The sequence below is a fragment of the Microbacterium trichothecenolyticum genome, from assembly GCF_030818955.1.
GTDB classification, from domain to species: Bacteria; Actinomycetota; Actinomycetes; order Actinomycetales; family Microbacteriaceae; genus Microbacterium; species Microbacterium trichothecenolyticum_B.
This window is the reverse complement of sequence record NZ_JAUTBF010000001.1, coordinates 868,799-893,610: the sequence shown is the minus strand read 5'-3', so window position 1 is coordinate 893,610 and position 24,812 is coordinate 868,799. Positions and strand designations below refer to the sequence as shown.

The window sequence follows — 24,812 nt, the reverse complement described above, 5'->3', positions numbered from 1 at the left end:
ATGGGACGACGTCGGCCCAGATGTTAGTTCGTGGCGGGGCTGCTTGTGGCGCTGGTGCCGACGGTCTCGCTCGTCGCGGGCGGCTCGCTCACGTCGACGAAGTCAGAGGGGTCGCCTGAGTCTACAACCCCGGGAGCCTTGGATTCTCGCCCCGGCGCGTACGGCGACGGCTCGAGGCCGTGGTGACGACGCGACTGCACGACGAAGATGACGATCCCGAGCACGACGCCGATGATCGCGGCCCACACATTGGTGCGCAGTCCCAGAATGATGTCGCTGGGGTCGATCCGGATGGATTCCCAGACGATGCGGCCCGCGGAGTACCACACGAGGTAGATCGCGAACTGCTTTCCCCACTGCAGCGTGAACTTCTTGCCGACCCAGAGAATGACCGCCGCGCCCACCAGATTCCAGAGCACTTCGTACAGGAAAGTCGGCTGGAAAAGCGTGCCGGTTGGCAGTCCGACGGGGATGGCCGGATTCCCGGGAGCGATCTCGAGACCCCACGGCAGGTCGGTCGGCTGGCCGAAGAGCTCCTGGTTGAACCAGTTGCCGAAGCGCCCCATCGCCTGGGCGATGATGAGGCCCGGAGCGAGCGCGTCGGCGAAGGTCCAGAACCGGATTCCGGTCCACTTGCAGCCGAGGATGGCGCCGATGGCGCCGCCGATGAGCGCGCCGTAGATGGCGATGCCGCCCTCCCAGATGGCCCACACCGAGCCGGGCTGGGTGATGTTCCACGGGTTCGAGCCCGGGCCGAAGTAGAAGCCCGCGTGCGTGAGCACGTGGTAGATACGGGCGACGACGATCGCCAGCGGCACCGCCAGCAGGCAGATGTCGATGACGACCCACTTCTCGGCTCCTCGACGCGTCAGGCGCGCGTTCGTGAGGAAGATCGCGACGATGATGCCCGCGACGATGCACAGGGCATAGAAGTGGATGCGGAGCGGACCGAGGTCGACGTAGGAGATCGACGGACTCGGGATGCTGGCGAGCACGCCGGAGGCGGCGCTCGAGAGGGCGAACGTCATGCGAACGAGTCTAGGCGCGCCGCGCGGTGCCCGCGGACAGCTCCCGAGCGAGAGTGGACAACCCCTCGACTCCGCCGTCGCGCAGCGCTTTCACCAGCGCCGTGCCGACGATGGCACCATCGGCGTAGTCGACGACACCGGCCACCTGTGCGGCGTTCGAGATACCGATGCCCACGCAGGCGTGCTCGACCCCGAACGTGCGCAGACGCTCGACGAGGCGGCGGGCTGCGGCATCCAGGCTGGCGCGCTCCCCCGTGATACCCATGGTCGAGACGGTGTAGACGAAGCCGGTCGAGGCCCCGACGATCATCTCGAGGCGCTCGTCCGACGAGGTGGGGGCCGCGAGGAACACGCGGTCGAGGCCGGTGCGCTCGCTCGCCGAGATCCAGTCGGTGGCAGCCTCGGGGGTGATGTCCGGCGTGATGAGGCCCGCGCCGCCCGCGGCGGCGAGATCGTCGGCGAACCGGTCCACGCCCCACTGCTCGATGAGGTTCCAGTACGCCATCACCAGGACCGGAACGTCGGTGCGCGCCGAGACCTCGCGAATGATCGTGAACAGATCGGGCATGCGGAAGCCGTTCTCGCGCGCGACCTGCGTGGCCTCTTGAATCACGAGCCCGTCCATCACGGGATCGCTGTACGGCGGGCCCAGCTCGATGACGTCGGCGCCGGCTTCGGCGAGAGCGACGGCGGCTTCGATGCTCGTCGCGACGTCGGGGTAGCCGGCCGGAAGGTAGCCGACGAACGCGCCGCGGTCCTGTGCGTGGGCGGCCTCGATTGCGGCGGAGACGCGCGAGGTCACAGCTCGACCCCCGCACCGCTCGCGGCATCGGGTGCCGGCGTCACGTCGACGGGCGAGCCGGGGGCGGATGCCACCGCGTCGGCGGCGCGCGTCTGCACGCGGCCCTCGGCGTGCTCGGGCGCGTGATCGGCGTCGTACAGGTCGAAGTAGCGCGCGGCGGTGTCCATGTCTTTGTCGCCGCGGCCGGACAGGCAGATCGCGATGACGGCATCCGGTCCGAGCTCACGCCCCACGCGCAGGGCCCCGGCAAGGGCGTGCGCGGACTCGATGGCCGGGATGATGCCCTCGGTGCGCGACAACAGACGCAGAGCCTGCATCGCCTCGTCGTCGGTGGCGGGGATGTAGTGCGCCCGCCCGATGTCGTGGAGCCACGCGTGCTCCGGACCGACGCCGGGGTAGTCGAGACCCGCGGAGATCGAGTGCGATTCGATGGTCTGGCCGTCTTCGTCTTGCAGCACGTAGGTGCGTGCGCCGTGCAAGACGCCGGGGCGACCGCGCTCGATCGAGGCCGCGTGCTGGGGCGTGTCGACGCCATCGCCGGCCGCCTCGACGCCGTAGAGCGCGACACCCTCGTCGTCGAGGAAGGCGTCGAACATGCCGATCGCGTTCGAACCGCCACCGACGCAGGCGAACACCGCGTCGGGCAGACGGCCGAGGCGGTCGAGGAACTGTGCCCGCGTCTCTTCGCCGATGATCTTCTGGAAGTCACGGACCATGGCGGGGAACGGGTGCGGCCCCGCGGCGGTGCCGAAGATGTAGTTCGTCGTCTCGACCGACGCCACCCAGTCGCGATACGCCTCGTTGATGGCATCCTTCAAGGTACGCGAGCCGGTGGTCACCGGGACGACCTCCGCACCCAGCAGACGCATGCGGGCGACGTTGAGCGCCTGGCGCTCGGTGTCGACCTCGCCCATGTAGATGACGCAGTCCAGGCCGAACAGTGCCGCGGCGGTGGCCGTCGCCACGCCGTGCTGGCCCGCGCCGGTCTCGGCGATGACGCGGGTCTTGCCGAGGCGCTTGGTCAGCAGCGCCTGGCCGAGGACGTTGTTGATCTTGTGCGACCCGGTGTGATTGAGGTCTTCGCGCTTGAGGAACACGCGGGCGCCGCCCGCGTGCGCGGCGAAGCGCGGAACCTCGGTCAGCACCGACGGGCGCCCGGCGTAGTCGTGCAGAAGCGCGGTCAGCTCCGCGTGGAACTCCGGGTCGGCCATCGCCGACTCGTAGACCGCGGTGAGCTCGTCGATCGCGGCGATGAGCGACTCGGGCATGTAACGGCCGCCGAAGGAACCGAAGAACGGTCCCTTCTGTTCGCGCAGGCGCGTGGTCATGGTGTCTCCTGGAGGAACGCGCGGAGCGTGGCGACCGGGTCGCCGGTGACGAGAGCCTCGCCCACCAGCACGACGTCGGCGCCCGCGGCGCGGTAGTGGGCGACGTCGGCCGGTGTGAGCACGGCCGACTCCGCGATCTTGACCGCATCGGCCGGGAAGCGGTCGGCCAGTGAGCCGAACAGGTCACGGTCGAGCTCGAAGGTCGAGAGGTTGCGGGCGTTGACGCCGATGAGCTTCGCGCCCAGGTCGGCGGCGCGCTCGAGCTCGTCGGCGGAATGCGTCTCGACCAGGGCGGTCATACCGAGATCGGTGACGAGGCCGTACAGCTCGGTCAGCGTCTTCTGGTCGAGGGCGGCGACGATGAGCAGCACCAGATCGGCGCCCGACGCGCGGGCCTCGAGCACCTGGTAGGGCGTGGCGATGAAGTCTTTGCGCAGCACGGGCACGCCGACGGCGGCGCGGACGGCCTCGAGGTCGGCGAGGCTGCCCTTGAACTTGCGGCCCTCGGTGAGCACCGAGATGGCGGAAGCACCGCCCTCTTCGTACAGGCGAGCCTGTCGCGCGGGGTCGGGGATGGCGGCGAGGTCGCCGCGCGAGGGGCTCGCGCGCTTGACCTCGGCGATGATCTTCACGCGGTCGGCGGGGGCGAGCATGGCCAGGGCGTCGCGCGGCGGCGTCTGCGCGAGGGCCTCGCGTTCGACATCGGCGAGCGACCGCGCCTCAGCGCGCTGCTCGGCATCTTCCACTGCCCCGGCCGTGAGATCGGCCAGCACGGTCAGTGCGCCTTCGGCTGGTACTTGTCGCCGTTCGCGCCGTAACCGGCCTTGCCCATGGCCCAGCCGACGATCGCGCCGACGACGAGCAGAGCCACCGAGGCCCACACGAGCACGGGCATGTCGAGCCAGAAGAACAGCGTGCCGAGCGTGAAGGCGACGAGCATGATGATCACGGCCGTCCAGGCGGCGGGCGAGTGTCCGTGGCCGGGATCGCCGATGGGGTTGCTCATGGGGCTCCTTACAGTCGCGCGTGGGCGCGGGGGAAAGCGTCGACTCAGTCTATCGAAGCGCGGGTGGGCTGCTGGCGCGACGTCTCGATGTCGTGCGGTCCGGCGGTGCTCTCGCGGCGATGATGGCTTGCGCGCGTCCGGTTCGCGTGGGATGGCGAAGACGTCAGGCCGTGGGGTCGTCGCCGCGCGACAGGTCGTCCCACGAGTCGATCGCGTCGTGCGGGCGACCCGCGTCTCCCCCGGCCTCGGCGGCGGTGCGGTACTTGCGGCTCGCGCCCGAGGTCCAGCGGTGCGCCGTGGCAAGGGTGAACGCCGCGGCTGCCGCGAGCACGATCTGAGCGAGCAGGGTGACGACGGGCCATGGGGTGAGCGACATGTCCGTCACGAGGGAGGCCACGGCATCCGTTCCCGAGATGCCGGTGGCCTCGGTGACCGTGGCCGCCGTTGCGGCGACGGGTGTGGCGACGATCATCTGCACGGTGCCGACGCCCATGAACGCGGCGATCAGCAGGCCGAGAGCACCGAAGACGTAGCGCATGACCGGGCCGACGATCGACAGGGCCGCGCCGAGAGCCAGAGCGGCCAGGCTCAACGGGGTGAGCACGGGCAGCGCGTCGGCGCCCGGCACGGCGAGGGTCTGTTGTGCGCCGTCGTCGAGGGTGACCTCGATCCAGGTCTGCGTCGAGGCGATCACACCGATCGCCCCGGCGAGGAGCATCGCGAGCACCGCCGTCGAGCGGGCGCGGCGCATCAGCGCTCTCCTACGACCGGGTGCAGGTCGTCGGCGTCGAAGCACGTGTGGTCGCCGGTGTGGCAGGCCGCGCCGATCTGGTCGACCTCGATCAGCAGCGTGTCGCCGTCGCAGTCCAGGCGTGCGCCCTTCACGAGCTGGATGTGGCCCGAGGTGTCGCCCTTGCGCCAGTACTCCTGACGCGAGCGCGACCAGAACGTCACGCGGCCGGTGGTCAGCGTGCGGTTCAGGGCCTCGGCATCCATCCACCCCATCATCAGCACCTCGCGCGAGTCGAACTGCTGGATGACCGCCGGCACCAGGCCGTCGGCGTTGTACGTGACGCGCTCGACGCTCATCGGCGCACCTCGATCCCCTCGGCCGCCATGGCGTCCTTGACCTGTCCGACGGTGAGCTGGGCGGAGTGGAACACGGATGCCGCGAGCACGGCGTCGGCGCCGGCCTGGATGGCGGGGGCGAAGTGCTCCAGAGCGCCCGCACCGCCGGAGGCGATGACCGGGACGGCGGCGACCTGGCGCATGAGGCGGACGAGCTCGAGGTCGAAGCCCTGCTTCGTGCCGTCGGCGTCGATCGAGTTGACCAACAGTTCGCCCGCGCCGCGTTCGACCGCCTCGCGTGCCCACTCGAGGGCGTCGAGGGTGGTCTCGGTGCGGCCGCCGTGCGTCGTCACGACGAAGCCGGACGGCGTGGATGCCGCGCGCTTGACGTCGAGGGACAGCACGACCACCTGCGCGCCGAAGCGGTCGGCGATCTCGTCGATCAGGTCCGGACGCGCGATCGCGGCGGAGTTCACGCCGATCTTGTCGGCGCCGACCGCGAGCAGGCGCGCGACGTCGTCGGCGGAGCGCACTCCCCCGCCGACGGTGAGCGGGATGAAGACCTGCTCCGCGGTGCGGCGCACCACGTCGTACGTGGTCGAGCGCTCGTCGACGGTCGCGGTGACGTCGAGGAAGGTGACCTCGTCGGCACCCTGCTCGAAGTACAGCTTCGCCAGTTCGACGGGGTCTCCCATGTCGCGCAGGTCGAGGAAGTTCACGCCCTTCACGACGCGGCCGGCCGCGACGTCGAGGCACGGGATGACGCGACGCGCGAGAGTCATCAGAGCCTCGCGGCGAGGATCTCGGTGACGAGGATCGCGCGCGCGCCGATCGCGTACAGCTCGTCCATGACGCGGTTGACGTCGCGGCGCGGGCTCATGACGCGCACGGCGACCCATTCCGGGTCGCGCAGCGGCGAGATCGTCGGCGACTCCAGCCCGGGGGCGACGGCGATCGCCTGGTCGATGAGGGCCGTCGGCAGGTCGTAGTCGATGAGGACGTACTTGCGGGCCGCGAGGACTCCGCGCAGGCGCCGCAGCAACGTCTCGGTGCCCTCGACGTCGTTGGGACCGGCGATGAGCACCGCGTCGCTCTCGAGGAGCACGGGTCCGAAGATCTCGAGCCCCGCCTGGCGCAGCGTCGTGCCGGTCGAGACGACGTCGGCGACGGCATCCGCCACTCCGAGCTGCACGGCCGACTCGACCGCGCCGTCCAGCGGCACGATGTCGACGGCGACGCCGCGCTCGTCGAGGAAGGCGTCGACGAGGCCCGGGTAGGCGGTGGCGACGCGAAGGCCCTGCAGGTCTTCGACGTCGGTGAAGCGGCCGGGGCGACCCGCGAAGCGGAACGTGGAGCCGGCGAAGCCGAGCGACTCGACCTCGCGGGCGCCGGGCATGCGGGCATCCAGCAGCAGGTCGCGGCCGGTGATGCCGACGTCGAGGGCACCGGAGCCGACGTAGGTCGCGATGTCACGGGGACGGAGGTAGAAGAACTCGACCTCGTTGACGGGGTCGACGGTGTAAAGGTCTTTCGAGTCGCGTCGTCCGGTGTAACCGGCCTCCGAGAGCATCTCGGCGGCGGTCTCGGCGAGCGACCCCTTGTTCGGCACGGCGATGCGCAGCATGACGGGGGCTTTCGTGTTGGAGTGAGCGGGGCGGGGCGCGGGCTCAGAGATGTCGGTAGACGTCTTCGAGCGACAGGCCCTTCGCGAGCATGAGCGTCTGCAGGTGGTACAGCAGCTGCGAGATCTCCTCGGCGGCGGCGGCGTCGGACTCGTACTCCGCGGCCATCCACACCTCGGCGGCCTCTTCGACGATCTTCTTGCCGATCGCGTGCACGCCCGCATCGAGCTGGGCCACGGTGCCGGAGCCGGCGGGTCGCTCGACGGCCTTGGCGCTGAGTTCCGCGAACAGGTCGTCGAAGGTCTTCACGCATCCAGGGTATCGGGTCGGCGGGGGTGGGCGGTGCCGCGGGGTGCGCGTGAGGCGGGAGGTGTGTCGGGCGTCTGACACGCATAAACGCTTTCTGCTCGCAGAAACGCGGGGAGAGCGCGTTTATGCGCGTCGATCGCGTTTATGCGTGGGAGGGCGGCCGGCGGTGCGGTGGCGAGCCGGCGCCAGCGGTGCGGACGGGCGACCGGCTCGTGAGCGCCGGCGGACAGCACCGGCGTGCGCGACGGGGATGCCGGGTCGCTCAGTGGTGGTGTCGAGCCGCCGCGGCACGCAGCGACTGGATGGCCCGGTCGGGATCGTCGGCGCCGAACACGGCGGAGCCGGCGACGAACGTATCGGCTCCGGCCTCGGCGGCCTGCGCGATCGTCGACTCCCCGATGCCGCCGTCGACCTGCAGCCACACGTTCGATCCGCGGCGCTTGGCCTCATCGGCGAGGGCGCGGAGCTTCGGCATGGTCTCGGGCATGAACGACTGCCCGCCGAAGCCCGGCTCGACCGTCATCACGAGGATCTGATCGAACTCGTTGAGCGAATCGAAGAGGTTCTCGACCGGGGTGCCGGGTTTGACGGCGACGCCCGCACGGGCACCGATCGCACGCAGCTGACGGGCAAGAGCGATCGGGGATGCCGCGGCCTCGAGGTGGAAGGTGACGGACGCCGCGCCCAACTCGGCGTAGGCCGGAGCCCACCGGTCGGGATCGTCGATCATCAGGTGCACGTCGAGTGGCACCGGGCTGGTCTCCTGGATGCGGCCCACCATCTGCGGCCCGAACGTGAGGTTCGGCACGAAGTGGTTGTCCATGACGTCGACGTGCACGAAGTCGGCGCCGGCGATGCGCGCGAGCTCGGCCTGCATGTTGACGAAGTCGGCGGCGAGGATGCTCGGGTTGATGCGGGGCACTCACCCATTATGGGCGCGCCCGACCGCGCGGCCCTGCGCGAGCGCGGCGCGCTCCGCTCGTCGAGTGTCCAAGACACGCCGCACGGTGCCGGACGGATGCGGCGTGTCTTGGACACTCAACAGGAAGGGGACGGGTGCGGTCAGCGCTTGCGCAGGAGAGCGATCGACATCGCGTCGGTGCCGTGGCGGTGCGGCCAGAGCTGAGCGCGCAGCGAGCCGTCGGCCTGGGCGGGCAGGTCGATGTCGTCGACCGACACCGACCGCACGATCGCGCGGGCGTCGAGTTCTTCGACCCGGTCGCCGAGCTCGCGCCTGACCTCGGCGAGAACGCCCGAGGTCTCGGCCAGATGCGGAGAGCAGGTCACGTACGCCACGACACCGCCCGGTGTGAGGGCCTCGAACGCCGCCAGCACCAGTTCTCGCTGCAACGCGGTGAGGTCGGGAACATCGGCGGGGGTCTTCCGCCAGCGCGCCTCGGGCCGGCGGCGCAGCGCACCGATCCCCGTGCACGGCGCATCGACGAGGATACGGTCGTACGCCTCGGGCGAGTGGGCCGCGCGTTCGCGTCCGTCCTCCTCGCTCACCTCGACGTCGAGGGGGACGGATGCCACGGCGTGGCGCACGAGGCCGGCACGCGCCGGCGCGATCTCGTTGGCGTCGAGATGCGCACCTGCCGCGAGGGCCTCGGCGGCCAGCAGGGCCGTCTTGCCGCCCGGGCCGGCGCAGAGGTCGAGCCACCGCTCCCCCGCGCGGATCGGCATGGCACGGCTCAGGGCGAGGGCGGCGAGCTGCGACCCCTCGTCCTGTACGCGGATCCGCCCGTCGGAGGCGCGGATGAGGTGCTCGGGGTCTCCGCCGCGAGTGGTGAACGCGCTCGGGGCGTACCGCGCGGGGGTCGCGTCGTCGGGAACCTCGGCCAGACCGGGCAGCGCGATCATCGCGACGCGCGGGGCGACGTTGTCGGCCTCGAGCAGGCCGTCGAGTTCGTCGGCGCGACCCTCGGCGGTCAGCGCCCGGCGCAGTGCTCGCACGATCCACACCGGGTGCGAGGTGGTGACGCCGATGCGCTCGTCGTCACTGCGTGCCGCGGCGGCGATGCGCTGCATCCACTCCCCCGGGTTGTCGCGCGAGATGCGGCGCAGCACCGCGTTGGCGAATCCCGCGGCGCCCTTGCCGCCGCCGTTGCGGCGTGCGAGCTCGACCGACTCGTTCACGGCGGCGTGCGAGGCGACACGCGTCGACAGCAGCTGATGCACGCCGAGTCGCAGCGCGTCGAGGACGGCCGGGGCGATGCGGTCGACGGTCCGGTCGGCGGCCACGGCGATGATCGCGTCGTACGTGCCGCGGCGGCGCAGGGTCCCGTACGTCAGTTCTGTCGCGAGGCCGGCGTCTTTGGCATCCAAACCCGCGCGCACGATCGCGTGCGGCAGGAGCAGATTTGCGTACGCCCCGTCGTCCGAGACGGCGCGCAGCACCTCGTAGGCGACGGCGCGCGCTCCCTGCACGCTCATGCGCCGAGCACCGGATCGCTCGTGCGCAGGCCGCGGAACCAGTCGCCCGCGTCCATCGCTGCCTTGCCGGCCGGCTGGACGCTCTCGAGACGCAGCGGGGTCGTCGCCGTGCCGACGAGGACGTCTTTGCCGGATGCCACGACGTGCCCGGGCGGGATGGGGGGCGCGTCGGTGGGGGTGGCACGCAGCACTTTGAACCGTGCGCCGTCGAGGGTGGTGTGCGCGCCGGGCTCGGGCGTCACCCCGGCGATGCGATGCAGGAGGCTCTGGGCGTCGCGGGCGAAGTCGAGGGCGCCGTCTTCGAACGTGAGCTTGGGGGCGAGCGTCGCTTCGCCCTGCTGCGGCGTCGCGACGGCGGTTCCCTCGGCGATGCCGTCGACCACGCGGGCCAGCAGCGGCGCCCCGAGGTCCGCCAGGTCGTCGAGCGCGTCGGCCGCGGTCGCTCCGCCGGGGATCTCGTAGCGCTCCTCGGCGAACACGTCGCCCGCGTCGAGTGCGGCGACCAGCTGGAACACGCTCGCGCCGGTCACGGTGTCGCCCGCGATGAGGGCCCGCTGCACGGGTGCGGCACCGCGCCAGCGCGGAAGCAGCGAGAAGTGCAGGTTGATCCAGCCGTGGGCCGGGGTGGACAGCAGCGGCTCGCGCACCAGGCCGCCGTACGCCACGATCACCCCCAGCTCGGGCGCGAGGGCGGCGATGCGATCGGTCGCGTCGGCGTCGAGGCGGTCGGCCTTGATCACCGGGAGTCCGAGCTCGTCTGCAGCCTGGGCGACGGGCGACGGCGTCAACACGCGCTTGCGCCCGAGAGGGGCGTCGGAGCGGGTGACGACCGCGGCGATCTCGTGCGGCCCGGATGCCAGAGCTCGCAGCGAAGGGACGGCGACGGCGGGGGTGCCGGCGAAGACGAGGCGCATGGTTCTCCTCAGACGGGGTGTGAGCGGGCGGGTGCGGCGAAGCGACGTGCCGCGCTCAGAGGTCGGGCTCGGGGATGTCGAGGCGGACTCTGAGCGTACTGCGCGGCTTCGGCCCGCGGTCTTTGCGCGGCTTGCGGGCCCGGAGGGCGTCGGCGATCACGCCCGCCCGCAGGGCGTCGGCGACCGCCCGGCCGTGGGCGTAGTCGAAGCGCACGAGCGCGCGGGAGGTGGCGACGTCGGGGCTCTCCGACGTGTCGACCGGGCCGAGCACGGCCAGCGGATCGAGGTCGGGCACGCTCTCTCGCAGAGACGCCAGCAGCGTGTCGACGTTGCGGGCGTGTCCGTCGACGCTGGCGACGCGTACGGCCGGTGGCATGCGCAGCGGAGCGCGATCGGCCAACTCGGCGCGGGCATACGCGGGCTGAGTCCAGGTCGCCAAAGCCCGGGCGACGGGCCCGGCGACGCCGACCAGGTGCACGGGCGCGCCGGGAGCGGCGAGGGCGGCGGCGTTCGACCACCACCGCAGGCAGTGCTCGCCGATGCGCAGCGCCTCGTTCTGCAGCATGCGGTCGCCGTCGAGCAGGATCACGGCGTGATAGCCCCCGCGGGCGAGCGGTTCCGCGCCGCGCGTGGCGATGACGAGAGCGGGGTGTGCGTCGACCTCGGCCACGGGATGCGTCCCGTCGGCCACGATCACCCGCGTGTTCGGGAACGCGCGACCCAGCTCGTCGGCGGTGCGTTCGCTGCCCGACGACGCCATGCGCAGTTTGGCGGAGCCGCAGTGCCCGCATGTCCACGCGTGGGCACTGCGTCCACACCAGGCGCACACCGGCGTCGCGCCGGGGCGGGCCGCGCGCAGGGGGCCCGCGCAGTGCTGACACCGGGCGGGTCGACGGCAGTCGGCGCACACGAGCGATGGCGCGTACCCGGGGCGGGCGACTTGAACGAGTACCGGCCCGCTCTTCAGAGCCTCTCGGGCCGCGGCGAACGCCGAGGAGGGCACGCGCGATTGTCGCTGCTCGCCCTCGCGCGTCGCGCTGAGCACGACACGCGGGCTGGGGCGCCGGGTCTGCGCGATCTCGCGCACGTAGCCCACCTCGACCAGCCGCTGCACATCGGTCGTGCGGGTATGACCGGCGAACAGCAGCGCCGAGTGCTCGAGCTCTTGGCGGACCAGCGCCGCGTCGCGCGCGTGGACACCCGGGGCGAGCGGTTCGGACAGCAGCGAGTCGCCGTCGTCCCAGATCGCGACGAGACCCGTGTCATGTGCGGGGGCGTAGACGCCGGAGCGGCGACCGACGACGATGCACGGCACGGGCGCCAGGGTGCGCAGGTACTGCGCGTAGCGGGCGGGGCCGGATTGGTCCGCGTCGTCGCGCACGATGGCATCCGGGGTCACGAGCTCTGCGAGGGCGGCGAGCACCTGCGCCTGGTCGCGGTAGTCGGGCACGACGAGCACGGCGCTGCGACCCCGAGCGAGGGTGCGCACGGCGGCGGCGGCGAGCAGGTCGGCCCATGCCCCGCGCGGAAGGTCGCCGCTCGGGTACGGCGGGGCATCGAGCGCCACCCGCTCGCCCGCGTCGAGCGCGGCGGCCAGTCCCGGGTAGGGCGCGAGCAGCTGTTCCGCGCGGGAGCCGGATGCCGGGACCACCTCGGGTATCTCGGGCGGGGGTGCTGCCGCCCACGCTTTCTCTGCCCTCACCATGCGCTTGGGCACGGCCAGGCGCAGGACGTCGCTCACTGATCCTGCGGCGCGATCGGCCACGCGCCGCGCGAGGGTGTACAACCGTTCGGGCAGCACCGGCATCGGCGATACCACCGCCTCGATCGACGACAGGGGCCGCTCGGTGCCGTCGTCGGCGACCACGTCGACCACGAAGGCGTCCATCATGCGGCCCGCGGAACGCAACGGCACCTTCACCCGCACACCCGGTGCCGTATCGGCCACGAGGGGATGCGGGACGGCGTAGTCGAAGAGGCGGTCGAGCTGGGGGACGGGCGATTCGAGCTGCACGCGGGCGACGCGGCGCTTACTCACCGCGGGACTCCCCCGTGCGCGAGCCCCGCCGCGGGAGCGGAGACGCCCTGCGCGGCGCCTGCGCCACCGTCAGAGCCCGGCGGCCGCGCGCAGCTCGTCGACGCGGTCGGTGCGCTCCCAGGTGAAGTCGGGGAGCTCGCGGCCGAAGTGGCCGTACGTCGCGGTCTGCGCGTAGATCGGGCGGAGCAGGTCGAGCTGGTCGACGATGGCCGCGGGGCGCAGGTCGAACACGTCGCGGATGGCGCGGACGATCACCTCGTCGGCCACGTGCGCGGTGCCGAACGACTCGACGTACAGGCCCACGGGGTTGGCCTTGCCGATCGCGTACGCGACCTGCACCTCGAGGCGGTCGGCGAGGCCGGCGGCGACGGCGTTCTTGGCGACCCAGCGCATGGCGTAGGCGGCGGAACGGTCGACCTTCGACGGGTCTTTGCCGCTGAAGGCACCGCCGCCGTGGCGCGAGGCTCCGCCATACGTGTCGATGATGATCTTGCGGCCGGTGAGACCGGCGTCGCCCTTCGGGCCGCCGATGACGAAGGGGCCGGCCGGGTTGATGTAGTACTTCACATCGGGCAGCTCGAGACCCGTCTCGGCCAGGACCGGGTCGATGACCGCGGCCTGCACCTGCGCCCGCAGGTCTTCCTGCGAGATGTCGGGGTGGTGCTGCGTCGACAGCACCACCGAGTCCACGCTGCGCGGTGTGAAGCCGTCGTAGCCCAAAGTGACCTGTGTCTTGCCATCGGGGCGGAGGAACGGCAGGGTGCCGTCTTTGCGAACGGATGCCAGTCGCTCGGCGATGCGGTGAGCGGTCCACGCGGCCATCGGCATGAGCTGCGGGGTCTCGTTCGTGGCGAATCCGAACATGATGCCCTGGTCGCCCGCGCCCTGCAGATCGCGGGGATCGACGGAGCCGCGCTCGCGCTGCTCGAACGCCTTGTTGACGCCGGCGGCGATGTCGGACGATTGCGCGCCGATCGAGACGGACACGCCGCACGACTCGCCGTCGAAGCCGGTGTCGCTCGAGGTGTACCCGATGCGGTTGACGACGCCGCGTACGATCGCGGGGATCTCGACGTAGGCGCTCGTCGACACCTCACCGGCCACGTGCACGAGTCCGGTCGTCACGAGGGTCTCGACGGCGACGCGCCCGGTGGGGTCGTCGGTGAGGATGGCATCCAAGATGCTGTCGGAGATCTGATCGCAGATCTTGTCGGGGTGTCCTTCGGTGACGGACTCGGATGTGAACAGGCGCAGATCGCTCAAGACGGCTCCGGACTACTGGCGGGCTGGGGACGGGCACAAGTATGCCCCGGACGGCGGCGAGCCGTCCGGGGCATCGTCACATCTGTGAACAGATCACGACTGTGAAGGACAGGACTGCGGATTACTCCGCCGCGCGCAGGCGCAGCTTGTCTTCGTGGATCTCGTGGAGTGCGATCGTGAGGGGCTTGTCTTCGACGGTGGAGTCGACCAGCGGGCCCACGTTGTCGAAGAGGTTTCCCTCGTGCAGGTCGGAGTAGTAGTCGTTGATCTGTCGCGCACGCTTGGACGCGTAGATGACGAGCTGGTACTTCGAGTCGACCTTGTCGAGCAGAGCGTCGATGGGCGGGTCGATGATGCCCTTGTCACGTCCGGCCATGGGGAACCTCCTGGTTCGGCGGGATGGGGTGGATGCGGCGCCGGGAGCGCCGAAGCATCCTCTGATTCTAGCTGACACCGGCTGAGTCCGTGCCGAGGGGCGCCAGGCGGGTCGTGATCGGCTGTTCCGGGGCGGATCGCAAGGGCGGTGAGGCCCCGCCGCCGCCTCAGCGTTGCGCGGCGGCGAGGGCCACGACCTCGGCCGCGGCGCGCGCGACCTCGTCGTTGACCACGCGGTAGTCGAACTCGTTCTGCGCGGCCAGCTCGACACGAGCGGTGCGCAGGCGCCGGTCGCGCTCCTCGGCATCCTCGGTCCCGCGTCCGACGAGGCGCTGCACGAGCTCGTCCCAGCTCGGCGGGAGGAGGAACACCAGGGTCGCCGACGGATCGGCGGCCCGCACCTGCCGGGCGCCCTGCAGATCGATCTCGAGCAGAGCGGTGCCGCCCTCGGCGAGCACCCGCTCGATCGGGGCGCGCGGCGTGCCGTACCGGTTCTGGTTGTGCACGACGGCCCACTCCAGCAGCTCACCCGCGGCGACCAGCCGGTCGAACTCGGCGTCGTCGACGAAATAGTAGTGCTCCCCCTCGACCTCGCCGGGGCGGGGCGCGCGCGTCGTCGTCGAGACCGAGAGATGGATCTCGGGGTAGTTCTCCTTGATGTGGGCGGCCACCGTGCCCTTGCCGACCGCCGTCGGGCCCGCCAGCACGATCAGGCGACTGCGACCCTCGCGCGGACCCGGCTCGGGCCACCGCGCGTCGAGGAACCCGAGCAGCGCGTCGCGCTGACGCGTGCCGAGACCGCCGAGGCGCTTGACCGGCGAGATGCCGAGCGAGGCGAGGATACGGTCGCGCTTGCTCTCGCCGATGGCGGGGATGGCGGTGAGGAACTCGGTCACGCGCATCGCACCGGCCGCCGACAGGGGCGCGGCGAGACCGCGGCGCAGCAGTTCCTGTGGCGTGATGACGCGCGTCGACACGTCGCGCTTGAGTGCGGCGCGTTCGCGACGCGCTTCGACGGCACGGCGCGACGCGGCCGCGCGATCGACCTCGGGCGGACGGCGATTCTCAGCCATGCGAGGACTCCCGGTACAGCGCGGCGCGCTGGTCGATGCGGGTAGCGAGACGGTCGGGGCCGACCGCGAGGATACTGCGGCTCTCGTTCGCCACGACGCCCTTCGCGACGTAACCGAACAGGCGGACGAGGTCGGCGGGCTCGGCGCCCTGCGCCCCGAAGCCGGGCGCGAGGATCGGCATGCCCGCGAGGGCCACGTCGGTGAGGCCGAACGCCGCACGCTCGACCGTGGCACCCACGACGACGCCCACGGGACCGAGTGCACCGGGCGCGCCGATGTTCGCCTCGTTGACGTCGTGCGCCACGCGCGCCGCCACGTGCTCGTGATCACCGACGGCGAGGGTGTCGTCGACGATCGCGCTCTGCACGGGGCGGGCCTCGGGATTGCTCGTCGCGGTCAGGACGAACGCGCCCTTGCCGTTGTGTATCGCCAGCGAGAGCGTGTCGCGCAGCGAGTCGGCGCCCATGTAGGGCGACAGGGTCACGGCATCCGCTTCGAGGGGTGATCCGGGCTCGAGCCACGCGTGGGCGTAGCCCTCCATGGTCGTGCCGATGTCACCGCGCTTGGCGTCGGCGATCACGAGCAGCCCGGCGGCACGCGCGGCAGACATGACGTCCTCCAGTGCCGCGAAACCGCGAGAGCCGTACCGCTCGTAGAACGCGACCTGGGGCTTCACGACCCCGACGCGGCCCGCGGCGGCCTCGACCGTGCGCAGGCCGAACTCGCGCGCGCCCTCGGCCGTGGCATCCAGCCCCCACGCCGACAGCAGCGCGGCGTGGGGGTCGATGCCGACGCACAGGGCGCCGTGCAGATCGAGGGCGGCGCTGAGGCGCTGGCCGAACGTCTCGCTCACAAACGGCCCGCGCGGTCGATGGCGTACTCCTGCAGGCTGCGGACGTCGAAGCCGTCCTTCATCGCGCCCAGAGCGCTCACCGCGGCACCGAGGACGGCCATCGTGGTGAACAACGCCTTGTCGCCGGCGACCGCCGCGGCGCGGATCTCGTAACCGTCGGCGCGCGCGGTGCCGCCCGAAGGGGTGTTGACGATCATGTCGATCTCGCCGGCGTTGATGAGGTCGACGACGTTCTGCTCACCGGTGGCTTGCGTCTCGGAGTACTTCTCGACGACCTGCACGCGGATGCCGTTGCGCGCGAGGATCTCGGCCGTGCCCTCGGTCGCCATGAGCTCGAAGCCGAGCTCCTGCAGCCGGTGGGCGGGCAGGATGACGGCGCGCTTGTCGGCGTCGGCGACCGAGATGAACACGGTGCCCGAGGTCGGCATCCCGCCGTACGCGGCCTCCTGCGACTTCGCGAACGCGGTCGGGAAGTCGCGGTCGATGCCCATGACCTCGCCGGTGGAGCGCATCTCGGGCCCGAGCACGCTGTCGACGGTGCGACCGTCGGCGGTGCGGAACCGCTTGAACGGCAGCACCGCCTCTTTGACCGCGACGGGCGCATCGAGCGGAACGCGCGAGCCGTCGTTCTCGGGGAGCAGTCCCTCGGCGATGAGCTCGGCGATGGTGCTGCCGGCCATGATGCGGCTGGCGGCCTTGGCGAGCGGGATGCCGAGCGCCTTCGACACGAACGGCACGGTGCGGCTCGCGCGGGGGTTCGCCTCGATGACGTAGAGCACGCCGGCCGAGATCGCGAACTGCACGTTCAACAGGCCCCGGACGCCGACGCCCTTGGCGATGGCGAGGGTCGCCGCGCGGACGCGGTCGACCTCGGTGCGGCCGAGCGAGACGGGCGGCAGCGTGCACGAGGAGTCGCCGGAGTGGATGCCGGCCTCTTCGAGGTGCTCCATGACGCCGCCGATGTACAGGTCGGTGCCGTCGAACAGTGCGTCGACGTCGAGCTCCACGGCGTCGTCGAGGAAGCGGTCGACGAGCAGCGGGAGCCCGGGGCCGATGATGGCCTGGTCGGCGACGCGCACGAAGTAGTCGCGCAGCGCCTCGGTCGAGTAGACGATCTCCATGCCGCGCCCGCCGAGCACGAAGCTCGGGCGCACGAGCACCGGGTAGCCGATCTCCTCGGCCACCTGCACGGCGCCCTCGACGTCGATCGCGGTGCCGTTGCGGGGCGCGACGAGGCCGGCGTCGTCGAGCAAGCGCGAGAACAGCTCGCGCTCCTCGGCGAGGTCGATCGCCTCGGGGCTGGTGCCGAGGATCGTGTAGCCCGCGGCCTCGATGCCCTTCGCCAGGCCCAGCGGCGTCTGACCGCCGAGCTGGCAGACGACGCCGAGGATGGTGCCGGACTGGCTCTCGGCGTGCAGTACCTCGAGCACGTCCTCGAGCGTGAGCGGCTCGAAGTACAGGCGGTCGGAGGTGTCGTAGTCGGTCGACACGGTCTCGGGGTTGCAGTTGGCCATGACGGTCTCGTACCCGGCATCCGACAGCGCGAACGACGCGTGCACGCACGAGTAGTCGAACTCGACGCCCTGGCCGATGCGGTTGGGACCCGAGCCGATGATGACGACCTTCGTGCGGTCGGAGGGCGTGACCTCGGTCTCGGCGTCGTAGGAGGAGTAGTGGTACGGCGTCAGGGCCGGGAACTCCCCCGCGCAGGTGTCGACGGTCTTGTAGACCGGGCGCACATCGAGCGCGTAGCGGCTCTCGCGCACCTCGGCCTCGTCGATGCCGCGGATCTGAGCGATCTGGGCGTCGCTGAAACCGTGCTCCTTCGCCAGGCGGAGGGTGTCGGCATCCAGCTTCTTGGCCGCGCCGATGAACTCGGCGACCTCGTTGATCAGCACGATCTGGTCGATGAACCACGGGTCGATCGCCGTCGCATCGAACGCCTGCTCGGGCGTGGCGCCCAGGCGCAGCGCCTGCTGCAGCACGATGATGCGGCCGTCGGTCGGGGTCTTCGCGATCTCGAGCAGCTCGTCGACCGAACGCGACTCCTCGCCCCAGTGGAAGCTGGAGCCGCGCTTCTCGAGCGAGCGCAGCGCCTTCTGGAGGGCCGTGGTGTAGTTGCGGCCGATGGCCATCGCCTCACCCACCGACTTCATGGTGGTGGTGAGCGTGGTGTCGGCGGCGGGGAACTTCTCGAAGTTGAAGCGCGGCACCTTGACCACGACGTAGTCGAGCGTGGGCTCGAAGCTCGCCGGGGTCACCTTGGTGATGTCGTTCGGGATCTCGTCGAGGCGGTACCCGATGGCGAGCTTGGCGGCGATCTTGGCGATCGGGAAGCCCGTCGCCTTCGACGCCAGCGCCGACGAGCGCGAGACGCGCGGGTTCATCTCGATGACGATGATGCGCCCGGTCTTGGGGTCGACGGCGAACTGGATGTTGCAGCCACCGGTGTCGACGCCGACGGCGCGGATGATGTCGATGCCGATGTTGCGCATCTTCTGGTACTCGCGGTCGGTGAGCGTCAGCGCCGGAGCGACGGTGATCGAGTCGCCGGTGTGCACGCCGACGGGGTCGACGTTCTCGATCGAGCAGACCACCACGGTGTTGTCGTGGGTGTCGCGCATGAGCTCGAGCTCGTACTCCTTCCACCCGAGGATCGACTCCTCGAGCAGCACCTCGGTGGTGGGCGAGTCGTGCAGGCCCGCGCCGCCGATGCGGCGCAGGTCGGCCTCGTCGTACGCGAAGCCCGAGCCGAGGCCCCCCATCGTGAACGAGGGGCGAACGACCAGCGGGTAGCCGAGCTTCTCGGCACCGGCGAGCAGCTCGTCCATCGTGTGGCAGATGACGGAGTCCGCGACGTCGGCGCCCGCGTCGAGCACGAGCTGCTTGAAGATCTGGCGGTCCTCACCGCGGTTGATCGCCTCGAAGTCGGCGCCGATGAGCTCGACGTCGTACTTCTCGAGGATGCCGAGCTTGTGCAGCTGGATCGCGGCGTTCAGGGCCGTCTGCCCACCGAGGGTGGGGAGGATGGCATCCGGCTTCTCCTTGGCGATGATCGACTCGATCACCTCGGGGGTGATGGGCTCGATGTAGGTCGCGTCGGCGAAGTCGGGGTCGGTCATGATCGTCGCCGGGTTGGAGTTGACGAGGATGACGCGCACCCCCTCTTCGCGCAGGACGCGGCACGCCTGGGTGCCGGAGTAGTCGAACTCGCAGGCCTGACCGATGACGATCGGGCCGGAGCCGATGACGAGGACGGAGTGGATGTCGTCGCGCTTAGGCATTCTTCTGAGTCTCCGAGTTGGTCTGAATGTTCGCGAGCACCATGTCGCGGAAGCGGTCGAACAGGTAGTTGGCGTCGTGGGGTCCGGCAGCGGCCTCGGGGTGGTACTGCACGCTGAACGCGGGGATGTCGAGGGCGCGCAGGCCCTCCACGACGTTGTCGTTGAGGCCGATGTGGCTGACCTCGACGCGACCGAATCCGTGCGGGCTGTCGACGACCTGGTCGAGCGGCGCGTCGACGGCGAAGCCGTGGTTCTGCGAGGTGATCTCGACACGACCGGTGGTCTTGTCGAGCACGGGCTGGTTGATGCCGCGGTGCCCGAACGGCAGCTTGTACGTGCCGAAGCCGAGGGCGCGACCCAGCAGCTGGTTGCCGAAGCAGATGCCGAAGAACGGCAGTCCGTCGCCGAGCACGGCGCGCAGCAGCTCGACGTGCTGGTCGGATGCCGCGGGGTCGCCGGGGCCGTTCGAGTAGAACGCCGCGACGGGCTCGATGGCGCGGATCTGCTCGATCGTGGCCGACTGCGGGAAGACGTGCACGTCGAAGCCGCGGGCGGCGAGGTTGTCGATCGTGGACTGCTTGACGCCGAGGTCGAGCACGGCGAGGTTGCCGATGCGCTCGGCGGTGGCGGGGGTGACCTCGACCTCGGTGACCGAGACCTCGGCGGAGAGGTTGCGGCCCGCCATGCCCGGGGCCTCGCGCACGCGGCGCAGCTGCTCGTCGGCATCCAGGTTTGCGAACTCGCCGGAGAAGACGCCGCCGCGCATGCTCCCGGAGGAGCGGATGCGGCGGGTCACGGCGCGGGTGTCGATGCCGGAGATGCCGACGATGCCGTCTTCGACGAGCGCGTCGTCGAGCGAGCGGTTGGCGCGCCAGTTCGACACCATGCGCGAGGGGTCGCGCACGACGTAGCCGGCGACCCAGATGCGGCGGGACTCGGGGTCTTCGTCGTTCACGCCGGTGTTGCCGATGTGCGGGGCGGTCTGCAGCACGATCTGGCCGGCGTAGGACGGGTCGGTGATCGTCTCCTGGTACCCGGTCATGCCGGTGGCGAAGACGACCTCACCGAGGGTCTCACCGCGCCGGCCGTATGCGCGGCCGGTGTAGCGGGTGCCGTCTTCGAGGACCAGGACGGCGGGGTCTGTCGTGATCAGGGCGGTCATGCGTCGCTTCCTGTCGTGGGGAGGAGGGGGCGGATCGCGTCGGCGAGGGCTTTCGCCGAGGCGTCCTGAGGGCGGAGGTAGGTGTCGACGACGGTGTCGTCGTCGATGCGCCAGCTGACGCGGGTCAGGCCGTCCGGTTCGACCACGCGGTCGATCGCGACGGTGGCTTGGGCTGCATCCACCAGGCGGTCGCGGGTGAGCGCGATGCGGGGCTGGCCCGGCAGGTCGAGGGCGACGCCGGCCGTGGTGACGGTGACGTCGACGCGGGAGCGGAAGCCGAGACCCTTGATGGCGAGACGCTCGAGCGGCTCGTCGTGCCGGGTCGTGGCGACGTAGAGCCCCGAGAACACCGCGGTCTGGACGGCGTCGTCGGGCAGCTCCCCCACCGGGGCGGTGTAGCGCGCATCGCGCCGCGTTCGTCGCGCCCAGGCCCAGGCGAGCAGGGCCAGCACGACGACGGCCACACCGGCCATGACGAGCAGGGCGCCCTCGCGCGTCACGCGAGCACTCCCGGCGCGTCGAGCAGCGCGCCGTCGACGACGGTCGGGATGCCGGCGCGCACGGTCCAGCGCACCTCGCCGGGCAGCTCGCGCCCGAGGTAGGGCGAGTTCTTGCTGCGGCCGCGCAGGTCGTCGAGACCGAAGGTGCGCGACGGGCGGGGGTCGTACAGCGTGAAGCTCGCGGGCTGCCCCGCGGCGACCGGGGTACCGTGGCCGTCGAGGCGACCGATGCGCGCCGGGGTCGCCGACATCACGCGGGCGACATCGGCCCAGTCGAGCAGGCCGGTCTCGACCATGGCGTGGTGCACGACCCGCAGGGCGCTCTCGAGACCCACCATGCCGTTCGCCGCCGCCGACCACTCGCAGGCCTTCGCCTCGGCGGGGTGCGGCGCGTGGTCGGTGGCGACGATGTCGATCGTGCCGTCGGCGAGACCCTCGCGCACGGCCATCACGTCTTCTTCGCGGCGCAGCGGCGGGTTGACCTTGTACCGGGCGTCGTAGTCGCGCACGAGCTCGTCGGTCAGGAGCAGGTGGTGCGGGGTCACCTCGGCGGTGACGTTCACGCCGCGCTTCTTGGCCCAGCGGATGATGTCGACCGAGCCTGCGGTGCTGAGGTGGCACACGTGCAGGCGCGAGCCCACGTGCTCGGCCAGCAGCACGTCGCGGGCGATGATCGACTCCTCGGCGACGGCCGGCCAGCCGGTCAGGCCGAGCTCGGCCGAGACGGCGCCCTCGTTCATCTGGGCGCCCTCGGTGAGCCGCGGGTCTTGCGCGTGCTGGGCGATCACGCCGTCGAACGCCTTCACGTACTCCAGCGCCCGGCGCATGATGAGCGGGTCGAAGACGCAGAAGCCGTCGTCGCTGAAGACGCGGACTCGGGCGCGGGAGTCGGCCATCGCGCCGAGCTCGGCGAGGCGCTCGCCCTTCTGCCCGACCGTGACGGCGCCGATGGGCTGCACGTGCACGTAGCCGGCAGCCTCACCGAGCGCCAGCTCCTGCTCGACGACGCCGGCGGTGTCGGCCGTGGGCGAGGTGTTCGGCATGGCGAAGACGGTGGTGAAGCCGCCCGCGGCGGCGGCGCGGGAGCCGGTGAGGACGGTCTCGGATGCCTCGAACCCGGGCTCGCGCAGGTGCACGTGCAGGTCGACGAGGCCGGGCAGGGCGATGAGCCCGTCGGCGTCGATGACAGTGGCGCCCTCGTGCGACAGACCGGTGCCGGTCTCGGCGATGACGCCGTCACGGACGAGGAGGTCTGTGGCATCCTGACCCTCGACGCGCGCGCCGCGGACCAGCAGGGTCTGGGGGGTGGCGTGGCTCATCGAAGGTCCTCTTTCTCGGTGTCGGGCCGCTCCCCTGCCAACAGCAGGTACAGCACGGCCATTCGCACGGAGACGCCGTTCGTGACCTGTTCGAGCACCGTCGAACGAGGCGAGTCGGCGGCTTCGGCGGAGATCTCCAGACCCCGGTTCATCGGACCGGGGTGCATGACAATGCTATCGGTCGGCAGGGCCGCCAGGCGTCGTGCGTCGAGCCCGTAGCGTCGCGAATACTCCCGTTCAGTCGGGAAATACGCCGCCGACATGCGCTCGAGCTGGATGCGGAGCATCATGAGCGCGTCGGGTCCGGCGGCGATCGCGTGATCGAGGTCGTAGTCGATCTCGACCGGCCACCCGCTGACGTCCTGCGGCACGAGGGTCGGCGGGGCGACGAGCGTCACGTGCGCGCCGAGGGTGTGCAGCAGCCACACGTTCGAGCGGGCGACACGCGAGTGCAGCACGTCTCCGACGATCGTGACCCGGATGCCGCTGAGATCGCGGCCCCGGCTGTCGTCGCCGAAGAGGCGCTTGCGGATGGTGAACGCGTCGAGCAGCGCCTGCGTGGGGTGCTCGTGCGTGCCGTCGCCGGCGTTGACGACCCCGGCGGTGATCCAGCCGCTGGTGGCGAGGGTGCGCGGGGCGCCGGAGGCTCCGTGGCGGATGACCACGGCATCCGCCCCCATCGCCTGCAGGGTCTGCGCGGTGTCCTGCAGGGACTCGCCCTTGCTGACGCTGGAGCCCTTCGCGGAGAAGTTGATGACGTCGGCGCTGAGGCGCTTGGCCGCGGCCTCGAACGAGATGCGCGTGCGGGTGGAGTCCTCGAAGAAGAGGTTGACCACGGTCTTGCCGCGGAGCGTCGGGAGCTTCTTGACCTCGCGGCGCTGGGTGTCGGCCATGTCCTCGGCGACGTCGAGGATCGTCAGGGCCTCGTCGCGCGAGAGGTGCTGGGTGTCGAGCAGGTGTCTCATGACTCGATCGTCACCGCCCCTCGATCGTGACGGACTCGGCGCCGTCGGTCTCGGCCAGGCGCACGTTCACGCGCTCGTCGCGCGCACTGGGGAGGTTCTTGCCCACGAAGTCGGGGCGGATCGGCAGCTCGCGGTGGCCGCGGTCGATCAGCGTGGCCAGGCGCACCGCGGCGGGGCGGCCGATGTCCTGCAGGGCGTCGAGGGCGGCGCGGATGCTACGACCCGAGAACAGCACGTCGTCGACGAGCACGACGACCTTGCCGTCGATGCCGCCGGCGGGGATCTCGGTCTTGCGCGGTGCCCGCGTGGGGTTGCGGTGCAGATCGTCGCGGTACATCGTGACGTCGAGCGAGCCGACCGGGACTTGTGTGCCGCCGAACTCGCTGACCAGCGAGGCGATGCGTTCGGCGAGCGTGACTCCGCGGGTCGGGATGCCGAGGAGGACGAGTCCTTCCGGTCCTCTGTTGGACTCCAGGATCTCGTGCGAGATGCGCGTCAAAGCGCGGGCGATGTCGGCATCGTGCATGACGGTGCGCGTACTCATCCGCTGCTCCCTTCTCCGCCTCACGGGACGGTGTTAAAGGTTGCTGTGGTTCTCGGTCCAGCTTAGCGGGTGGCCCGGGCCGATGGCGGGCGTGGGCGAGGTGTGTGGGGCGCGGGCGGTGCATGCGCGGGGTGGCCCGGGGCCGAGGTCACGCGTCCGTGTCGAGGTGACGGCATCCCGGGGCTCATGACGCACGCATAAACGCGATCGGCACGCATAAACGCGTTCTCCCCGCGTTTATGCGCGCGGATTGCGTTTATGCGTGGATGCCGCGCTGCCCGCCCGGCGGGTGCGGACCTGCCGCCTCGTCAGCCCGACTGCGTAAGGCTCGTGATGAGGTTGATGGACACCGCGACCACGAAGGTGCCGTAGAAGTACGCCAGCAGGCCGTGCCCGAACGCGACGCGACGCGAGGGCGTCGACGACTGGGTCACGCTGCTCAAGCTGTACGACATGCCGATGTCGAATGCGGCGTACGCGAAGTCGCTGTACGACGGGTCTTCTTCCTGGTCGAAGTCGAAGCGGTGGGTGTCGTCGAGGTAGTACATGCGGGCGCACTTGAACGCGTAGACGGTGTTGACCACGGCCCACGACGCGACCACGCCGACGACCGCAAGGATGGCGCAGGCCGAGCCGATCGGGTCCTTCTGCTGGCTGCGGATAAGAGCCAGCACCACGCCGATCAGGCCGACGAAGGTCACCCCGATGATGAGCGTGTCGACGAGTCTGCGCGCGCTCCTCTTGGGTCGCCAGGCGACGGGTCTTCTCGGGATCGGCGGGCCAGGCCACGGTCCACGCCCACGTCAGGAACACGGCGGCGGCGACCGCCCAACCGACGAGCGGCGCGAGCTCGGTGGCGCCGAGGAAGACGGGGATGAGCCCGACGAGCACCCCGACGATCGCGGCGATCGCCGCCTTGCGTGTGA

25 protein-coding genes are annotated in these 24,812 nt (G+C 71.0%); all 25 read right to left on the bottom strand.

Annotated elements, in window-relative coordinates:
- Nucleotides 1–23: 23 nt before the first annotated feature.
- Nucleotides 24–1,028, bottom strand: a complete 1,005-nt coding sequence (gene lgt, locus QE412_RS04320) for a prolipoprotein diacylglyceryl transferase (RefSeq protein WP_307480578.1) — start codon at nucleotides 1,026–1,028, stop codon at nucleotides 24–26.
- Between the two features lie 10 nt (nucleotides 1,029–1,038).
- On the bottom strand, nucleotides 1,039–1,830 hold the full coding sequence (gene trpA, locus QE412_RS04315) for a tryptophan synthase subunit alpha (protein ID WP_307480575.1): 792 nt from the start codon (nucleotides 1,828–1,830) through the stop codon (nucleotides 1,039–1,041).
- Nucleotides 1,827–3,158, bottom strand: coding sequence for a tryptophan synthase subunit beta (trpB, locus tag QE412_RS04310; RefSeq protein WP_307480572.1), 1,332 nt, complete (start codon nucleotides 3,156–3,158; stop codon nucleotides 1,827–1,829). The genes trpA and trpB overlap by 4 nt, the downstream gene beginning before the upstream one ends.
- Nucleotides 3,155–3,931, bottom strand: a complete 777-nt coding sequence (gene trpC, locus QE412_RS04305; RefSeq protein ID WP_307480570.1) for an indole-3-glycerol phosphate synthase TrpC — start codon at nucleotides 3,929–3,931, stop codon at nucleotides 3,155–3,157. Before trpC ends, trpB begins: the two co-directional genes overlap by 4 nt.
- A gap of 2 nt (nucleotides 3,932–3,933) precedes the next feature.
- On the bottom strand, nucleotides 3,934–4,164 hold the full coding sequence (locus QE412_RS04300) for a DUF6704 family protein (RefSeq protein WP_307480567.1): 231 nt from the start codon (nucleotides 4,162–4,164) through the stop codon (nucleotides 3,934–3,936).
- Between the two features lie 163 nt (nucleotides 4,165–4,327).
- On the bottom strand, nucleotides 4,328–4,915 hold the full coding sequence (locus tag QE412_RS04295; protein WP_307480565.1) for a Trp biosynthesis-associated membrane protein: 588 nt from the start codon (nucleotides 4,913–4,915) through the stop codon (nucleotides 4,328–4,330).
- Nucleotides 4,915–5,253, bottom strand: coding sequence for a phosphoribosyl-AMP cyclohydrolase (hisI, locus tag QE412_RS04290; RefSeq protein ID WP_307480560.1), 339 nt, complete (start codon nucleotides 5,251–5,253; stop codon nucleotides 4,915–4,917). Before hisI ends, QE412_RS04295 begins: the two co-directional genes overlap by 1 nt.
- Nucleotides 5,250–6,014, bottom strand: coding sequence for an imidazole glycerol phosphate synthase subunit HisF (hisF, locus tag QE412_RS04285; protein WP_307480558.1), 765 nt, complete (start codon nucleotides 6,012–6,014; stop codon nucleotides 5,250–5,252). The genes hisI and hisF overlap by 4 nt, the downstream gene beginning before the upstream one ends.
- Nucleotides 6,014–6,856, bottom strand: coding sequence for an ATP phosphoribosyltransferase (hisG, locus tag QE412_RS04280; RefSeq protein ID WP_307480556.1), 843 nt, complete (start codon nucleotides 6,854–6,856; stop codon nucleotides 6,014–6,016). The genes hisF and hisG overlap by 1 nt, the downstream gene beginning before the upstream one ends.
- Nucleotides 6,857–6,899: 43 nt before the next feature.
- On the bottom strand, nucleotides 6,900–7,163 hold the full coding sequence (locus QE412_RS04275; RefSeq protein ID WP_307480554.1) for a phosphoribosyl-ATP diphosphatase: 264 nt from the start codon (nucleotides 7,161–7,163) through the stop codon (nucleotides 6,900–6,902).
- Between the two features lie 262 nt (nucleotides 7,164–7,425).
- A complete protein-coding gene (gene rpe / locus QE412_RS04270) occupies nucleotides 7,426–8,085 on the bottom strand; it encodes a ribulose-phosphate 3-epimerase (protein WP_307480552.1) in 660 nt (219 codons plus the stop codon).
- Nucleotides 8,086–8,225: 140 nt separating this feature from the next.
- Nucleotides 8,226–9,596: an RsmB/NOP family class I SAM-dependent RNA methyltransferase gene (locus QE412_RS04265; RefSeq protein ID WP_307480550.1), complete on the bottom strand. Its 1,371-nt coding sequence runs from the start codon at nucleotides 9,594–9,596 to the stop codon at nucleotides 8,226–8,228.
- Nucleotides 9,593–10,510, bottom strand: a complete 918-nt coding sequence (fmt, locus tag QE412_RS04260) for a methionyl-tRNA formyltransferase (RefSeq protein ID WP_307480547.1) — start codon at nucleotides 10,508–10,510, stop codon at nucleotides 9,593–9,595. The genes QE412_RS04265 and fmt overlap by 4 nt, the downstream gene beginning before the upstream one ends.
- A gap of 55 nt (nucleotides 10,511–10,565) precedes the next feature.
- The gene (locus tag QE412_RS04255) at nucleotides 10,566–12,548 is read right to left on the bottom strand and encodes a primosomal protein N' (RefSeq protein WP_307480543.1); all 1,983 of its coding nucleotides are present in this window, start codon (nucleotides 12,546–12,548) and stop codon (nucleotides 10,566–10,568) included.
- Nucleotides 12,549–12,617: 69 nt separating this feature from the next.
- Complete coding sequence (gene metK, locus QE412_RS04250) at nucleotides 12,618–13,811, bottom strand: methionine adenosyltransferase (RefSeq protein ID WP_307480541.1); 1,194 nt, start codon at nucleotides 13,809–13,811, stop codon at nucleotides 12,618–12,620.
- Nucleotides 13,812–13,932: 121 nt separating this feature from the next.
- Nucleotides 13,933–14,187, bottom strand: coding sequence for a DNA-directed RNA polymerase subunit omega (gene rpoZ, locus QE412_RS04245; RefSeq protein WP_055837405.1), 255 nt, complete (start codon nucleotides 14,185–14,187; stop codon nucleotides 13,933–13,935).
- Between the two features lie 166 nt (nucleotides 14,188–14,353).
- Nucleotides 14,354–15,259 (bottom strand): guanylate kinase, encoded by a 906-nt coding sequence (gene gmk / locus QE412_RS04240; RefSeq protein ID WP_307480539.1) that lies wholly within the window; start codon nucleotides 15,257–15,259, stop codon nucleotides 14,354–14,356.
- Nucleotides 15,252–16,112, bottom strand: coding sequence for an orotidine-5'-phosphate decarboxylase (gene pyrF / locus QE412_RS04235; protein ID WP_307480537.1), 861 nt, complete (start codon nucleotides 16,110–16,112; stop codon nucleotides 15,252–15,254). Before pyrF ends, gmk begins: the two co-directional genes overlap by 8 nt.
- Nucleotides 16,109–19,396: a carbamoyl-phosphate synthase large subunit gene (gene carB, locus QE412_RS04230; protein ID WP_307480534.1), complete on the bottom strand. Its 3,288-nt coding sequence runs from the start codon at nucleotides 19,394–19,396 to the stop codon at nucleotides 16,109–16,111. The genes pyrF and carB overlap by 4 nt, the downstream gene beginning before the upstream one ends.
- Nucleotides 19,389–20,558 (bottom strand): glutamine-hydrolyzing carbamoyl-phosphate synthase small subunit, encoded by a 1,170-nt coding sequence (gene carA / locus QE412_RS04225; protein ID WP_307480532.1) that lies wholly within the window; start codon nucleotides 20,556–20,558, stop codon nucleotides 19,389–19,391. Before carA ends, carB begins: the two co-directional genes overlap by 8 nt.
- A complete protein-coding gene (locus QE412_RS04220) occupies nucleotides 20,555–21,058 on the bottom strand; it encodes a PH-like domain-containing protein (protein ID WP_307480529.1) in 504 nt (167 codons plus the stop codon). The genes carA and QE412_RS04220 overlap by 4 nt, the downstream gene beginning before the upstream one ends.
- Complete coding sequence (locus tag QE412_RS04215; RefSeq protein ID WP_307480527.1) at nucleotides 21,055–22,377, bottom strand: dihydroorotase; 1,323 nt, start codon at nucleotides 22,375–22,377, stop codon at nucleotides 21,055–21,057. Before QE412_RS04215 ends, QE412_RS04220 begins: the two co-directional genes overlap by 4 nt.
- Nucleotides 22,374–23,342, bottom strand: a complete 969-nt coding sequence (locus QE412_RS04210) for an aspartate carbamoyltransferase catalytic subunit (RefSeq protein ID WP_307480524.1) — start codon at nucleotides 23,340–23,342, stop codon at nucleotides 22,374–22,376. Before QE412_RS04210 ends, QE412_RS04215 begins: the two co-directional genes overlap by 4 nt.
- Before the next feature lie 10 nt (nucleotides 23,343–23,352).
- Entirely contained in the window at nucleotides 23,353–23,886 is a 534-nt protein-coding gene (gene pyrR, locus QE412_RS04205; protein ID WP_307480521.1) for a bifunctional pyr operon transcriptional regulator/uracil phosphoribosyltransferase PyrR, read from the bottom strand.
- A 308-nt stretch (nucleotides 23,887–24,194) separates the two neighbouring features.
- A complete protein-coding gene (locus QE412_RS04200; RefSeq protein ID WP_307487015.1) occupies nucleotides 24,195–24,659 on the bottom strand; it encodes a DUF1345 domain-containing protein in 465 nt (154 codons plus the stop codon).
- Nucleotides 24,660–24,812 lie beyond the last annotated feature (153 nt).

Excerpts from the sequence above, each read along its gene's own strand:
- QE412_RS04295 (WP_307480565.1), bottom strand. The coding sequence starts at position 4,915 with ATGCGCCGCGCCCGCTCGACGGCGGTGCTCGCGATGCTCCTCGCCGGG.
- fmt (WP_307480547.1), bottom strand. The coding sequence starts at position 10,510 with ATGCGCCTCGTCTTCGCCGGCACCCCCGCCGTCGCCGTCCCTTCGCTG.
- rpoZ (WP_055837405.1), bottom strand. The coding sequence starts at position 14,187 with ATGGCCGGACGTGACAAGGGCATCATCGACCCGCCCATCGACGCTCTG.
- trpB (WP_307480572.1), bottom strand. The coding sequence starts at position 3,158 with ATGACCACGCGCCTGCGCGAACAGAAGGGACCGTTCTTCGGTTCCTTC.
- hisF (WP_307480558.1), bottom strand. The coding sequence starts at position 6,014 with ATGACTCTCGCGCGTCGCGTCATCCCGTGCCTCGACGTCGCGGCCGGC.
- pyrR (WP_307480521.1), bottom strand. The coding sequence starts at position 23,886 with ATGAGTACGCGCACCGTCATGCACGATGCCGACATCGCCCGCGCTTTG.
- lgt (WP_307480578.1), bottom strand. The coding sequence starts at position 1,028 with ATGACGTTCGCCCTCTCGAGCGCCGCCTCCGGCGTGCTCGCCAGCATC.
- QE412_RS04210 (WP_307480524.1), bottom strand. The coding sequence starts at position 23,342 with ATGAGACACCTGCTCGACACCCAGCACCTCTCGCGCGACGAGGCCCTG.
- carB (WP_307480534.1), bottom strand. The coding sequence starts at position 19,396 with ATGCCTAAGCGCGACGACATCCACTCCGTCCTCGTCATCGGCTCCGGC.
- carA (WP_307480532.1), bottom strand. The coding sequence starts at position 20,558 with ATGACCGCCCTGATCACGACAGACCCCGCCGTCCTGGTCCTCGAAGAC.
- QE412_RS04300 (WP_307480567.1), bottom strand. The coding sequence starts at position 4,164 with ATGAGCAACCCCATCGGCGATCCCGGCCACGGACACTCGCCCGCCGCC.
- hisG (WP_307480556.1), bottom strand. The coding sequence starts at position 6,856 with ATGCTGCGCATCGCCGTGCCGAACAAGGGGTCGCTCGCCGAGACCGCC.
- hisI (WP_307480560.1), bottom strand. The coding sequence starts at position 5,253 with ATGAGCGTCGAGCGCGTCACGTACAACGCCGACGGCCTGGTGCCGGCG.
- gmk (WP_307480539.1), bottom strand. The coding sequence starts at position 15,259 with ATGGCTGAGAATCGCCGTCCGCCCGAGGTCGATCGCGCGGCCGCGTCG.
- QE412_RS04265 (WP_307480550.1), bottom strand. The coding sequence starts at position 9,596 with ATGAGCGTGCAGGGAGCGCGCGCCGTCGCCTACGAGGTGCTGCGCGCC.
- QE412_RS04215 (WP_307480527.1), bottom strand. The coding sequence starts at position 22,377 with ATGAGCCACGCCACCCCCCAGACCCTGCTGGTCCGCGGCGCGCGCGTC.